At 70.1% G+C, this 13,105-nt stretch carries 11 protein-coding genes; 8 read left to right on the plus strand and 3 right to left on the minus strand.

From position 1 onward, the window contains the following. Positions 1 to 52: 52 nt before the first annotated feature. From ABT304_RS15235 to ABT304_RS15250, 4 genes are all read left to right on the plus strand, one after another. Positions 53 to 661, plus strand: a complete 609-nt coding sequence (locus ABT304_RS15235) for an ATP-dependent Clp protease proteolytic subunit (RefSeq protein WP_350716455.1) — start codon at positions 53 to 55, stop codon at positions 659 to 661. A 4-nt stretch (positions 662 to 665) separates the two neighbouring features. Next, positions 666 to 1,271 (plus strand): ATP-dependent Clp protease proteolytic subunit, encoded by a 606-nt coding sequence (locus ABT304_RS15240; RefSeq protein WP_091049270.1) that lies wholly within the window; start codon positions 666 to 668, stop codon positions 1,269 to 1,271. Positions 1,272 to 1,371: 100 nt separating this feature from the next. Further along, positions 1,372 to 2,664 (plus strand): ATP-dependent Clp protease ATP-binding subunit ClpX, encoded by a 1,293-nt coding sequence (gene clpX / locus ABT304_RS15245; RefSeq protein ID WP_160024669.1) that lies wholly within the window; start codon positions 1,372 to 1,374, stop codon positions 2,662 to 2,664. Positions 2,665 to 2,780: 116 nt separating this feature from the next. After that, positions 2,781 to 3,701 carry a prolipoprotein diacylglyceryl transferase gene (locus tag ABT304_RS15250; protein ID WP_350716277.1) on the plus strand — a complete coding sequence of 307 codons (921 nt, stop codon included), beginning with the start codon at positions 2,781 to 2,783 and terminating at the stop codon, positions 3,699 to 3,701. A 149-nt stretch (positions 3,702 to 3,850) separates the two neighbouring features. Here the strand turns inward: ABT304_RS15250 and valS are convergent, their stop codons facing one another. Further along, complete coding sequence (valS, locus tag ABT304_RS15255) at positions 3,851 to 6,478, minus strand: valine--tRNA ligase (RefSeq protein ID WP_350716279.1); 2,628 nt, start codon at positions 6,476 to 6,478, stop codon at positions 3,851 to 3,853. Between the two features lie 79 nt (positions 6,479 to 6,557). On the opposite strand from valS, the gene ABT304_RS15260 reads away from it, so the two are divergent. Continuing rightward, a complete protein-coding gene (locus ABT304_RS15260) occupies positions 6,558 to 7,427 on the plus strand; it encodes a GNAT family N-acetyltransferase (RefSeq protein WP_350716281.1) in 870 nt (289 codons plus the stop codon). Between the two features lie 101 nt (positions 7,428 to 7,528). Here the strand turns inward: ABT304_RS15260 and ABT304_RS15265 are convergent, their stop codons facing one another. Further along, the gene (locus tag ABT304_RS15265) at positions 7,529 to 9,346 is read right to left on the minus strand and encodes a M48 family metallopeptidase (RefSeq protein WP_350716283.1); all 1,818 of its coding nucleotides are present in this window, start codon (positions 9,344 to 9,346) and stop codon (positions 7,529 to 7,531) included. 102 nt (positions 9,347 to 9,448) lie between these two features. Here ABT304_RS15265 and ABT304_RS15270 point away from each other — a divergent pair, with 102 nt between their 5' ends. Genes ABT304_RS15270 through ABT304_RS15280 form a run of 3 tightly spaced genes read left to right on the plus strand, consistent with a single transcriptional unit; the run spans position 9,449 to position 11,592 of the window. After that, entirely contained in the window at positions 9,449 to 10,891 is a 1,443-nt protein-coding gene (locus ABT304_RS15270) for a bifunctional folylpolyglutamate synthase/dihydrofolate synthase (protein ID WP_350716285.1), read from the plus strand. After that, complete coding sequence (locus ABT304_RS15275) at positions 10,881 to 11,312, plus strand: DUF4233 domain-containing protein (RefSeq protein ID WP_350716287.1); 432 nt, start codon at positions 10,881 to 10,883, stop codon at positions 11,310 to 11,312. The genes ABT304_RS15270 and ABT304_RS15275 overlap by 11 nt, the downstream gene beginning before the upstream one ends. Positions 11,313 to 11,322: 10 nt before the next feature. After that, positions 11,323 to 11,592 carry a competence protein CoiA family protein gene (locus tag ABT304_RS15280; protein WP_160024663.1) on the plus strand — a complete coding sequence of 90 codons (270 nt, stop codon included), beginning with the start codon at positions 11,323 to 11,325 and terminating at the stop codon, positions 11,590 to 11,592. On the opposite strand, the gene pdxR is transcribed toward ABT304_RS15280, so the two are convergent. Next, positions 11,589 to 13,037 (minus strand): MocR-like pyridoxine biosynthesis transcription factor PdxR, encoded by a 1,449-nt coding sequence (gene pdxR, locus ABT304_RS15285; protein WP_350716289.1) that lies wholly within the window; start codon positions 13,035 to 13,037, stop codon positions 11,589 to 11,591. The two genes, ABT304_RS15280 and pdxR, sit on opposite strands and share 4 nt — an antisense overlap. Positions 13,038 to 13,105 lie beyond the last annotated feature (68 nt).

The following is a 13,105-nucleotide window of genomic DNA, read 5'->3' on the forward strand; positions in this document are numbered from 1 at the left end:
CGACTCCAGCGCGGCTGACGCTCATGCCGGTGCCCCAGGGCTCTCCCCGAGCCTGGGCGGCAACGGCGGCGGTCTGAGCCTTCTCGACGACAACATCTACAACCGACTGCTGCGGGAGCGCATCGTCTTCCTCGGCTCCGAGGTCCGCGACCAGAACGCCAACGCGATCTGTGCGCAGCTCCTGCTGCTCTCCGCGGAGGACCCCGAGGCCGACATCTTCCTTCACATCAACTCGCCCGGTGGCTCCGTGGATGCCGGTATGGCCATCTACGACACGATGAACTACATCCCCAACGACGTGGCGACCGTCGGCATGGGTCTGGCCGCATCGATGGGCCAGTTCCTGCTCTGCGCCGGCGCGAAGGGCAAGCGCTACGCGCTGCCGCACGCGCGGATCATGATGCACCAGCCCTCCTCGGGCATGGGTGGCTCGGCCTCCGACATCAAGATCCAGGCCCAGCAGTCCCTGCACATCAAGAAGGTGCTGCTGGAGCTGATCAGCGAGCACACCGGCCAGACGGTCGACCAGGTGACCGTCGACGCCGACCGTGACCGCTGGTTCACCGCTGCCGAGGCGCTCGACTACGGCCTGGTCGACCAGGTCATCAAGAGCGCCAAGGAAGCCTCCGACGAGGGCCGCCCCGCCCACAAGAAGGACTGAGGACATGAACTACTACATCCCGCAGTGGGAGGAGCGTACGTCGTACGGCGTCCGCCGGATCGACCCCTACGCCAAGCTCTTCGAGGACCGGATCATCTACCTGGGCACCCCGATCAGCGACGATGTCGCCAACGCGGTCATCGCCCAGCTGCTCTGCCTGCAGTCGATGAACCCGGACCAGGACATCTCGATCTACATCAACAGCCCCGGTGGCTCGTTCACGGCCTGCACCGCGATCTACGACACGATGCAGTTCATCAAGCCGGACGTGCAGACCGTCTGCATCGGTCAGGCCGCCTCGGCCGCCGCGATCCTGCTCGGCGCTGGTGCGCACGGCAAGCGGATGGCGCTGCCCAACAGCCGCATCCTGATCCACCAGCCCTACACCGAGGGCACCTTCGGCCAGACCTCCGACATCGAGATCCAGGCCAACGAGATCCTGCGGATGCGTGAGCTGCTCGAGAAGATGATCGCCGACCACAGCGGCAAGTCGATGGACGAGGTCAGCCACGACATCGAGCGAGACAAGATCCTCACCGCCGCGCAGGCGGTCGAGTACGGCCTGATCGACTCGGTGCTCGAGTCGCTCAAGACGCCGGCTCTCGTTTGACCATCGGGCCCCGCGCCGCTCCCACATTGAAGGCGCGGCGCGGGGTACCGTCAGTAACTATTCGGACCTAGCAGCACAAGTCGGGGAAGGAAGGCCACTCGTGGCACGCATCGGCGACGGAGGTGACCTGCTGAAGTGCTCCTTCTGCGGGAAGAGCCAGAAGCAGGTCAAGAAGCTCATCGCGGGTCCCGGCGTCTACATCTGCGACGAGTGCATCGACCTCTGCAACGAGATCATCGAGGAGGAGCTCAACGAGGGCTCCGAGGTGGAGATCGCCGACCTCCCCAAGCCGAAGGAGATCTTCGACTTCCTCAACTCCTACGTCATCGGCCAGGAGCAGGCGAAGAAGTCGCTCGCCGTGGCGGTCTACAACCACTACAAGCGCGTCCAGGCCGGCCTGCAGCCCGGCGGCCCGCAGGGCCCCGGCAAGCACGCCAAGGAGGAGCAGGTCGAGGTCGCCAAGTCCAACATCTTGGTGATCGGCCCGACCGGCTGCGGCAAGACCTACCTGGCGCAGACGCTGGCCCGGATGCTCAACGTCCCGTTCGCGATCGCGGACGCCACCGCGCTGACCGAGGCCGGCTACGTCGGTGAGGACGTCGAGAACATCCTCCTCAAGCTGATCCAGGCCGCCGACTACGACGTCAAGAAGGCCGAGACCGGCATCATCTACATCGACGAGATCGACAAGGTGGCCCGCAAGGCCGAGAACCCCTCGATCACGCGTGACGTCTCCGGTGAGGGCGTGCAGCAGGCGCTGCTGAAGATCATCGAGGGCACCACCGCCTCGGTGCCGCCGCAAGGTGGCCGCAAGCACCCGCACCAGGAGTTCATCCAGATCGACACCACCAACATCCTCTTCGTGGTGGGTGGCGCGTTCGCCGGTCTGGAGCACATCATCGAACAGCGGGTCGGCAAGAAGACCCTCGGCTTCACCGCCGAGGTGCGCGGCAAGGCCGAGAAGGAGTCCGAGGACCTGCTGAAGCTGGTGCGTCCCGAGGACCTCACCAAGTTCGGGCTGATCCCGGAGTTCATCGGCCGGCTGCCGCTGATCGCGAGCGTCGAGAAGCTCGACCAGGCCGCGCTCGTCCAGATCCTGACCGAGCCGCGCAACGCGCTGGTGAAGCAGTACCAGAAGCTCTTCGACCTCGACGGCGTCGACCTCGAGTTCACCGAGGACGCGGTCACCGCCATCGCCGACAAGGCCCTCGAGCGTGGCACCGGTGCCCGTGGCCTGCGGGCGATCATCGAGGAGGTTCTCCTCTACGTGATGTACGACGTGCCCTCCCGCGGCGACGTCGGCAAGGTGATCGTGACCCGCGAGGTGGTCGACGACGGCGAGATGCCGACGCTCGTTCCTCGCGAGAAGGAAACCAAGAAGAAGTCCGCGTAGCCCGTTTGGGTCATTTTCGCCGCCCGGGTCGGTATTGGCCCGGGCGGTCGGACACAATACGCACTGATGATCATCTGTACCTTTCCAGCTCCGTCACTCGGTAGGGAAGTGGGCACGTGAGGTTCCAGAGGGGCCCGGTGATGGCCTACGCCGCCGTAGTGCTCATCGGTCTGCTCGTGGTCATCCAGACCCTCAGCCCGGACATCTCCGCGTTGCACCGGGTGCCGCGTACGCTCTCGGGCCAGGCCGACTTCACCGTGATCCCGCCGGCGCCGTCTCCCGGTGTCTCCGGGGTGTCGACGATCCCCAGCAACACGCCCGAAACGGACCGGAAGAGCGACCCGGAGGACTCCGCCCCGCCGAAGAGCCGCGAGGAAGAGAAGCCGGACAGGGCGCCGTCCGCGCCCGCTGAGCAGCCCGAAGCACCGCCCTCCGAGGAGCCGACGACGCCCGCCGACCCCGACGAGGGCAACGGCAAGCCGCCCACGCTGGTTCCTTCCGCGGGGCCGATCCCGGGGATCATGGCGCCGCTGCTGTGGCCGTTCGTGGCCGAGGAGGACGCCCGCCCCGTCGACGAGGCCGTGCCGATGTTCCTGCGGCAGCTGATCGCTGCCGACGCCGGCGTCCCGGTCGAGGATCTTCCGCTGGAGGAGCCCAAGGAGGACCGGGAGACCGATGAGGCGACCTCGGAGTCGAAGGAGCCCGACGCGGAGTCGACCAAGAAGGAGTCCGAGGCCGAACGGGTCCTCGAGGACGCCTGCGAGCTCACCGCCGCGATCGCCGAGGACGTCAAGACGTTGCCAGGAGCGAACGACGCTCCTGAACCCGAGGCCACGCCGGAGTGCGATGAGGCGTGCGCTGAGCCGAAGACACCGGTAGGGTCGTCGCCCGCAGCCGAACCCGAGGCCACCACCGAATCCGCTGAGCCGTCCGACACCGAGCCGTCCGAGGCTGAGACGACGGACGCACCGGAGCCGGAGGAGCCGAAGGAAGGCAGCAAGGACGACCAGACTTGTGCCGAGAAGTCGGTGCAGTAGGGATCACTCCGATGGCGACCGCACCACGCCAGAGTGACCGGCCGAGCGAGTCCCCCCGGACGCTTGGCTGGAGTGAGGGACGAAGCAGGCCCCGGAACCGCATCGCGGTCCGGGGCCTGCTCCGTCGTTGGGCTCCGTCGGTCTGAGGCTCAGTCCTCGGGGACCTCCGCCAGCTCGGCGGTGACGGAGATCTCCGTCGCGCTCTCGTCGACGGTGAAGAAGAGGTCGCCGACGATGTTGCCGACCCGCTTGAGGTCCGGTGCGGCGGCCTCGGCGTCCTTGACCAGCTTGGCCGGGCCGGTGACCTCGGCCTTGGCCAGCGGGTGACGCATCTTCACCTTCGCGGTCGACTTCGCTCCGCGGATCCCGGTCAGGGTCGCCGCGACGGCATCGAGCGCGGCCGGGTCGGCCGCGGCAGCGGTGCCGAGCTCGAGCTCACGCGGCCACGAGGAGGTGTGGATGGAACCGGTCTGCCACCACGACCAGACCTCCTCGGTGACGTACGGGAGGAACGGCGCCAGCAGGCGCAGCTGGACGTGAAGAGCCGTGGCGAGCGTCGCGCGAGCGGACTCGGTGGCGAGACCGCCGTCCTCGTCGTAGGCACGCTCCTTGACCAGCTCGAGGTAGTCGTCGCAGAACTCCCAGAAGAACTTCTCCGAGGTCTCCAGCGCCGTGGAGTAGTCGTAGGCCGTGAATGCGTCGGTCGCCTTGGTGATCGTCTCCTTGAGACGGGCCATCAGCGCGCAGTCGACCGGCTGGGTGATCGCGACCGGGTTCAGCGTGGTCGCGCCGACGTTGCCGAGGACGAACTTGGAGGCGTTGAGGATCTTCATCGCCAGCCGGCGGCCGACCTTCATCTGGGTCTCGTCGAACGGCGAGTCCATGCCCGGGCGGGTCAGTGCGGCCCGCCAGCGAACGGCGTCGGCGCCGAACTTCTCGAGGATCTCGGTCGGGACGACGACGTTGCCCTTCGACTTCGACATCTTCTTGCGGTCGGGGTCGAGGATCCAGCCGGCGATCATCGCGTGGCTCCACGGGACGGTGCCGTCCTCGAGGTGGGCGCGGACGATGCGGCCGAAGAGCCAGGTGCGGATGATCTCGTGGCTCTGGGTGCACAGGTCCATCGGGTAGACCCGGCTGAACAGGTCGGGGTCGGCCTCCCAGCCGCCGGCGATCTGCGGGGTCAGCGACGAGGTCGCCCAGGTGTCCATGACGTCCGGGTCGCCCTGGAAGCCGCCGGGCTTGCCGCGCTGCGCCTCCTCGTAGCCGGCCGGGACGTCCGTGGACGGGTCGATCGGGAGCTGGTCCTCGCTCGGCAGCAGTGGCTTGTCGTAGTCGGGGTTGCCCTCGGCGTCGAGTGCGTACCAGACCGGGAACGGGATGCCGAAGAAGCGCTGGCGGGAGATCAGCCAGTCACCGTTGAGGCCGCCGACCCAGTTGTCGTAGCGGTGGCGCATGTGCTCGGGCAGCCAGGTCAGGTCACCGCCGCGGGACAGCAGCTGCTCACGCAGCTCCGGGTTGCGGCCGCCGTTGGTGATGTACCACTGCCGGCTGGCGACGATCTCGAGCGGCTTGTCGCCACGCTCGTAGAAGTTGGCCATCCGCTGGGTCTTCTTCGGCTCGCCGTCGAGGTCACCGGACTCGCGGATCATCGCGACGACGGCCTCGCGGGCCGAGTGGACGGTCTTGCCCTTCAGGTCCTCGTACGCGGCGGCGCCGGCCTCGGTGGTGATCCACTCCGGGGTCTCGCGGGAGAAGCGGCCGTCGCGGCCGATCAGGGCGCGGGCGGGCAGGTTGAGCTCACGCCACCACTGGACGTCGGTGAGGTCACCCCAGGTGCAGCACATCGCGATGCCGGCGCCCTTGTCCATCTCCGCGGCCTCGTGAGGCAGGACGGGGATCTCGACGCCGAAGATCGGGCTGGTGACGGTGCTGCCGAACAGGTCCTTGTAACGGTCGTCGTCGGGGTGCGCGATCAGGGCGACGACGCTCGGGATCAGCTCGGGGCGGGTGGTCTCGATGTGGACCGGGGTGCCGTCAGCGCGGTGGAAGGCGACGCGGTGGAAGAAGCCGGGGTAGTCCTTCGCCTCCAGCTCGGCCTGGGCGACCGCGGTCTGGAAGGTGACGTCCCACAGGGTCGGCGCCTCCTGCAGATAGGCCTCGCCGCGGGCGAGGTTGCGCAGGAACGCCTTCTGCGAGGCGGTCTGGGAGACCTTGCCGATGGTCGTGTACTGCTGGTCCCAGTCGAAGGAGAGACCCAGGGTGCGCCACAGGTCCTCGAAGACCTTCTCGTCCTCGACGACCAGCTGGTTGCACAGCTCGACGAAGTTGGGCCGGCTGATCGAGATCTGGCGCTTCGGGTCCGGCTTCTCCGGCGGGGTGAAGTCGGGGTCGTAGGGGAGGCTCGGGTCGCAGCGGACGCCGAAGTAGTTCTGGACCCGGCGCTCGGTCGGCAGACCGTTGTCGTCCCAGCCGATCGGGTAGAAGACCGACTTGCCGTTCATCCGCTGGAAGCGGGCGATCAGGTCGGGGTGGGTGTAGGAGAAGACGTGGCCGACGTGCAGGCTGCCGGAGACGGTCGGCGGCGGGGTGTCGATCGAGTAGACGTTCTCCCGCGGCTGGGTGCGGTCGAAGGCGTACGTCTTCTCGTTCTTCCACTGCTCGGCCCACTTGGCCTCCAGACCCTCGAGGACCGGCTTGTCCGGTACGGCGACTACGCGCTGCTCAGCGGGCGTAGTCGTCTCCGGTGCGGTCTGCGTGGGCGTGGTCTCAGTCATGGGACCAAATCCTATGGGCGCGCGGGGGCTGGCGCGAAACCGGTTGAGACCGGCGTTGCACACTCGCCATGCTTCGGTCATGGGCACCATCGACTTCTTCACCGACGCAGCCGAGTTCCTCGCCGTCGCCAAGGACTATCTCGCCGGCGAGCCGGTGACCGCCAACGTGCTCGCCACCAACGCGGAGAAGGCCACCCGGGTGGAGCAGGAGGGACCGTACCGCTGGTTCGCCGTCGCTCGCGAGGGAGACCGGGTCGTCGGCGCGGCGATGCGGACGGCCAACTTCGAGCCGTACCCGCTCTACGTCTGCCCGATGCCCGAGTCGGCGGCGCTCGAGCTCGCGCGTGCCCTGCACGCGAGAGGCGAGTACGCCGGTGGGGCCAACGGAGCGCTCCCGGCTGCCCGGACGGTGGCCGAGGAGACCGCGCGGCTCGCGGGCGGGCGGGTGAGCGTCGCGATGGCGTCGCGTCTGCACGAGCTCGGCACGCTGGTGATGCCGTCCGGCGTGCCCGGGCACGCCCGCCCGGCGACGTACGACGACCTCGAGCTGTGCCGGGACTGGCTGGCCGACTTCGGGCACGCGGCCCGGGAGCAGTCCACGAACAAGGCGTACGCCCACGAGCACGCAGCGGTCGGCGAGGACGAGGTGCGGCGCCGGATCGAGGAGTTCCTGCTGCTGTGGGAGGTCGACGGTGAGGTCGTGTCCCTGGTCGGCGCGACCCCGCCGGCGCACGGCGTGGTCCGGATCGCGCCGGTCTACACGCCGAAGGAGCAGCGGGGCCACGGCTACGGCACCGCGGTGACCGCCGAGGCCTCGCGCCTCCTCGGCGCCGATGGCACCCGGCTGTGCCTGTTCACCGACGCCGACAACCCCGTCTCCAACCACGTCTACGCCAAGATCGGCTACCGCCCCGTCGTCGACATGGCCAACCACACGATCGTCGACTGACCGCCGAGTCGGCTCGAACTGACGAGATTCCGCGCCGAGTCGGCTCGTTCGAACGAGCCGACTCGGCGCGGGTTGCGGTCAGGATGAGTCGACTCGGCGTCTCAGTCGACGGTGAAGCGGCGGCCGAGGTAGTGGTCGACGGCCGGCCAGATGTGGCCCTCCGACTCGGCGGCGTTGGTCCAGCGCAGGGACCAGCCTCCGCCGGTGGCGGTGGTGATGTCGGCGGAACGGCGGCCGCTGCTGCTCTGCTTGAGGTGGAGGGCGCGGATCTGGTCCCAGGGGAGATACGTGGCGTTGGCGGCGGTGGCCAGCTCGGCGGGAGACCTGTCCAGGGCGCGCTGGATCAGCTTCCTGCCGGGCGAGCCGGACGTCACCGAGGCCAGGCCCGTGGCGAGCCGGTCGGAGCCGGAGGGCTTGAGCAGCATCAGGCCGGTCTCGGTCACCAGGAGCGTACGGAAGCCCTCGCCGGAGATCGGGGCCAAGGCGCCGATGTAGCCGTCGGGCGTCGTCGGAGCCGGCGTCTCGGCGTCAGCTGGCGCCGGCGTCTCGGCGTCGACCTGCGCGTCGAGCTGATGCACCCAGGCGCGCAGCGCGGCGGCGTAGCCGGGGGAGCCGAGGGCTTCGTAGGCGAGCTCCTCGGGGTCGACCTCCTGGCCGGCGATGTCGACCAGCCGCCAGGGGCCGGCCCAGCTGAGCTCGTAGCGCGCCTTGTCCTCGCCGACCAGCTCGTGGGCGATGGCGGCACCGAGGAGCCGGGCGATGACCTTCCGCTTCGCCTCGGCGGCCTGCTCCGGAGTGGACTCGACCTCGACCAGGTCCAGGAGCGTGTCGAGGTTGCCGGAGGCGATCAGGTCGAGGGCCCCGCGGACGGTGGCCGGCTCGATCTGGTTGTCCTGCATCGCGTTCAGGAGCGTCTCGGCGTTGATCGCCGCCGCACGGGCGCCGGCGACGCTCACGATCTCGGCCATCGGCGCCGGGGTCAGACCCGAGCCGGCGAACGTCTTGTCCTCGAGGGCGAGGAAGTTCTGGGACGGGTAGCGCAGGATGCTGGCGGCGTTGCCCGACTTGTCCGCCTCGTCCGCGGAGGCCATCGACTCCAACCGCTCGATGCGCTCCGACAGCGGTGGGTGGGAGTCGTAGGCCGATGTCTTCGCCTCGAGCGGCGCAGCGCTGATCCTGGCGAGCTCCTCGAGCCGCTCGGGGTCGCTCATCAGGTTCGTGAAGTTGTCGAAGAAGCGCGTGGGCCGCAGACCGTAGTGGGTGCCGGCCTCGACGTACTGCTCCAGATAGATGTGCCAGGCGGCGTCGAGCGCGGGGAGGGTGCGCAGCGTGGTGGCCGCGGTCCGTGGCCCGGCGACGGTCGCGCTGAGCCGGTCGGCGTCGATCTCGTGGGCGTGCGCGAGCGGGCGGGTCAGGGAGAAGAAGAGGCGGGCGTACGTCCGGAACGGTCGCTTCACCAGCGGGTTGGAGAGGCCCGCGGCGACCTCGGCGATCGCCAGGCGACTCCGGTGGATGAGAGCGCCGAGCCGGGTGTGGCTGGTGCTGTGGTGGCCGAGCTCGTGGGCGAGCACCGCGTGCAGCTGGTTGCGGGAGAGGCCCTGGAGGAGAGGTACGCCGAGGAACATGCGCCGGGTCCCGGTCCTGAGCCCGAGCAGGCTGGTCTCCTCGCTGACCGCCGCGTTGACCTCCGGCACCAGCCGGATCTCGTCGGGGGCGCGGGTCCCGGCGGTGGCGGCCAGCGCGCGGACCTCCGCCCACAGCCCGGGCTGTTCCTGCTCGGTGAGGACGAGCCCGCCGGGGTCGCCCGAGGTCCTGGGGCGTCGCCGTGGGGCCATCTGCTGACCGACCAGCGCGAAGGCAGCCAGGACGTAGGCAACGGCCAGGAACGAGACCGCGAGAGCAGCCCGGAGCGTACGCATGAATGGTGGACCTTGTGGGGGATGGGGTTCAGTCCGAGATGAGTGGGAGGGTAGCGGGTCTGGCAATTCGCTGGGAAGCGCGTACGCCATAGACTCGACCCGATGAGTGAGACTCCCGCGCCGCGCTTGGCGGCCACGATCGAGGAGGTCTGGGAAGCGCTGCAGTCGCGCTGGCCCGAGACCCGGCTCGAGCCTTCCCTGGACCGGATCCGCGCCCTGCTCGAGATCCTCGGTGATCCGCAGAACGCGTTCCGGATCATCCAGCTGACCGGCACCAACGGCAAGACCTCCACCTCCCGGATGATCGACACGCTGCTGCGGTCCCTCGACCTGCGCGTGGGGCGGTTCACCTCGCCCCACGTCGAGCGGATCAACGAGCGGATCTCGATCGACGGAGAGCCCCTGACCGACGACGAGTTCGTGGCCGCGTTCAACGACGTCGCCCACTACCTCGGCATGGTCGACGACGACCAGCCGCACCCGCTCTCGTTCTTCGAGTCCATGGTCGGGATGGCCTACGCCAAGTTCGCCGAGGCCCCGGTCGACGTGGCCGTCGTCGAGGTCGGGCTGGGCGGTGGCTGGGACGCGACCAACGTCGCGGACGCCGACGTCGCGGTGGTGACCCCGATCGCGGTCGACCACGCCAAGTATCTCGGTGACAACCCGGTCGCCATCGCGCGTGAGAAGGCCGGGATCATCAAGCCGGGGGCGGTCGCCGTGATCGCCGAGCAGTCCGTCGAGGTCGCCGCGGTGCTGGATCAGCACGCGGCGGAGGTCGGCGCCCGGCTGCTGTGGGAGGGCACCGACTTCGGAGTCGTCTCCCGCACCCCGGCGGTGGGCGGACAGATCCTCACGCTGCGCGGGCTGCGGGGGGAGTACGAAGACCTCTTCCTGCCTCTCTACGGCGCCCACCAGGCGCAGAACGCGGCGACGGCGCTGGCCGCGGTCGAGGCGTTCCTGGGAGACACCGTGCTCGCCGACGAGCTCGTGCGCGACGCCTTCGCCAAGGTCGACTCGCCGGGGCGGCTGGAGATCATGCGGTCGTCCCCGACGGTCCTGCTGGACGCCGCCCACAACCCGGCCGGTGCCGAGGCGACGGTCGCCGCGCTCGAGGACTCCTTCTCGTTCTCCGGCGTCGTCGGCGTCATCGGGGTGATGGGCGACAAGGACGTCGAGGGCCTGCTCGCCGCCTTCGAGCCCGTGCTGGAGCACCTCGTCGTCACCCAGAACTCCACCGAGCGTGCCCTCCCGGCCATCGAGCTCGCCAAGATCGCCGTCGACCTCTACGGCGAGGAGCGGGTCTCGGTCGTGCCGCGTCTGGCCGACGCCATCGACGCCGCGATCGGCCTGTCGGAGTCCTCCGGCGGCGGCTCGATCTCCGAGGGCGCGGTGCTGGTGACCGGCTCCGTGGTGACCGCCGGAGAGGCGCGTACGCTGCTGGGCTCGCGTGGCCCGGCCGCCCGGTCGGCCGCGACCGCCCGGGTCGTGCCGACCGCCGACCCCGAGCTGGAGGCCTACCTGGAGGCGGACGCAGATGGCGAGTGAGCGGGAGAAGTCGCCGCGGCGCGGGATGTGCGCCGCGATCGTCTCGATGGAGGGACTCGCGGTCGCGCTGGCCGCGCCCGTGATGATCTCGATCGGCGGGGTCTCCGCCGGGTTGGCGCTCCCGCTGGGCCTCGGGTTCTTCGTGGCCTGCATCGTGGTGGCCGGCCTGCTGCGCCGCCCCTGGGCCTACTGGCTCGGCTGGGCGCTGCAGGTCGTCGCGATCGGGATGGGCTTCCTGATCTCGATCATGTTCGTCGTCGGCGTGATCTTCGCGGTCCTGTGGGGCATGGCCGACATCCTCGGTCGCAAGATCGAGCGCGAGCGGGCCGCGGCCTTCGAGGCGTTCGACCGGATCGCCGCCGAGGACAGCGCTGAGGACGACGCTGCGGAAGTGGCCGGCGAAGAGGCCGAGCCCAGGTAGGTTGGCTGCCGTGGAGGAGCGCGACGAGCTTCAGATGGCGACCGACGACGAGACGGCGACCGACTGGGCACTGTGCCCGGCGTGCGGGAACGCACTGGTGCTGCGGCGGCCGCGGACGCGTACGGCCCACTACGCGCACAAGGCCGGGGAGTCGTGCCGGCTCGTCGGCGCGCAGCTGCGGCGTACCAGCTCCGGGTGGGCCGTCGGCGGTGGCGAGGACGACCCGGACAGCCTCGAGAACCTCTTCGACCTGATCGAGGACGACGCACCGGGCCGCTAGCGCGCGAGGGCCCCGGTGAGCGCTGCGAGCGCCTGATCGAGCTCCGCGTCGGTCACGCCGCCGAACCCGATCACCAGGCCGGTCAGGCCGCTGGAGCGCGCGTAGGTGGAGAGCAGGTTGATCTCGAAGCCGGCGGTTCGGGCGGCGTCACGGGCTCTGCGCGCATCCGTCTCGGGCAGCAGCCAGGTGGAGTACATCCCGGCGAGCGGGCCGGCGAGGGTGGCATACGGGCTCATCGCCTCCGCCACCCGCGGGGCGCGTTCGGCGTAGACGCGGCGGGCGGAGCGTACGGCCCTGTCCAGCCAGCCGTCGCGGAGCAGCGTCAGCAGGGCGCGCTGCGAGGGCCAGGCGGCGCCGGCGTGGGTGATGGTGCGGCGGCGCACGATCAGCTCGTGCAGGTCGGGCGGCGCGACCAGCCAGCCGAGACGAAGCGTCGGGATCACGGACTTCGCCGCGGTGCCGAGATAGACCACGCGGCCGCGGTCCAGCGTCGCCATCGCGGGCACCGGCGCGACGTCGTAGCGGAACTCCGAGTCGTAGTCGTCCTCGATCACCACCGCGTCCGCCCGTCGAGCGGCCTCGAGGAGAGCCAGCCGGTCGGCCGCCGGCATGACGCGTCCCAGCGGGTGCTGGTGCGCCGGAGTGACGTACGCCGCGACCGCCGGCCCCAGGTCGGCGACCCGGTCCACTGCCGGCAGGTCGATGACCTCGCGACCGTAGGTGAGCACCGTCTCGGCCGCCGCCCGGTACCCCGGATCCTCCACGGCGACCGGCCCATGGCGCAGCTCCGGCAGGAGCGCGCGGAGCCCGTCGGTGGTGCCCGCGGTCACGATGATCTCGTCGGGGTCGAGGTCCAGGCCGCGGGTGCGTCCGAGCCTCGCCGCCAGCGCCTCGCGCAGCTCGAGCACCCCGCGCGGATCGTCGTAGCCACGCGGGGGAGTGGCCACCGAGACCTCCCGCCACGCCCGCCGCCATCCCGGCTCCAACCGCGGGTCGAAGAACGGTGTGCCCGTATCCAGCCGAGACGACCGGAGCGAGGTCGAGCGGCGAGCTTGCTCGTCCGCTCGTGCCGAGCGAGGGAGTGACCGCGCGGAGCGCGGAGACGTCACCCCCGTCGGCCGAGACGTCACCCCCGTCGGCCGAGACGTCGCCCGCGTCGGCCGAGGCGTCACGCCCGTCGGCCGAGACGTCACGCCCGTCGGGCGGGTCGCGGTGACGTACGTCCCGGATCCGCGGCGGGCCTCGAGCCAGCCCTCGGCGGTGAGCTGGTCGTAGGCCTGCTCAGTCACCGCCCGCGAGACGCCCAGGTCTGCCGCGAGCGCACGGCTCGAGGGCAGCCGGTCGCCGGTCCCCAGGGTGCCGGCGAGGACCAGGGCGCGCACCTGGGCGGCGAGCTGGGCGGGGAGCGGCTCGCCGGAGGTGCGGTCGAGGGTCACGGGAAGCATCGGTCGAATGGCCTGTCGGAGTAGGTCAGAATTGGCCCGTGCGTGCAGGCCACTTCGCTACCAGGATG

The sequence above is a fragment of the Nocardioides sp. NPDC000445 genome, assembly GCF_040300245.1.
Taxonomy (GTDB): Bacteria; Actinomycetota; Actinomycetes; order Propionibacteriales; family Nocardioidaceae; genus Nocardioides.

Excerpts from the sequence above, each read along its gene's own strand:
- ABT304_RS15275 (WP_350716287.1), top strand. The coding sequence starts at position 10,881 with ATGGCGAGTGAGCGGGAGAAGTCGCCGCGGCGCGGGATGTGCGCCGCG.
- ABT304_RS15270 (WP_350716285.1), top strand. The coding sequence starts at position 9,449 with ATGAGTGAGACTCCCGCGCCGCGCTTGGCGGCCACGATCGAGGAGGTC.
- ABT304_RS15265 (WP_350716283.1), bottom strand. The coding sequence starts at position 9,346 with ATGCGTACGCTCCGGGCTGCTCTCGCGGTCTCGTTCCTGGCCGTTGCC.
- ABT304_RS15260 (WP_350716281.1), top strand. The coding sequence starts at position 6,558 with ATGGGCACCATCGACTTCTTCACCGACGCAGCCGAGTTCCTCGCCGTC.
- ABT304_RS15240 (WP_091049270.1), top strand. The coding sequence starts at position 666 with ATGAACTACTACATCCCGCAGTGGGAGGAGCGTACGTCGTACGGCGTC.
- valS (WP_350716279.1), bottom strand. The coding sequence starts at position 6,478 with ATGACTGAGACCACGCCCACGCAGACCGCACCGGAGACGACTACGCCC.
- pdxR (WP_350716289.1), bottom strand. The coding sequence starts at position 13,037 with ATGCTTCCCGTGACCCTCGACCGCACCTCCGGCGAGCCGCTCCCCGCC.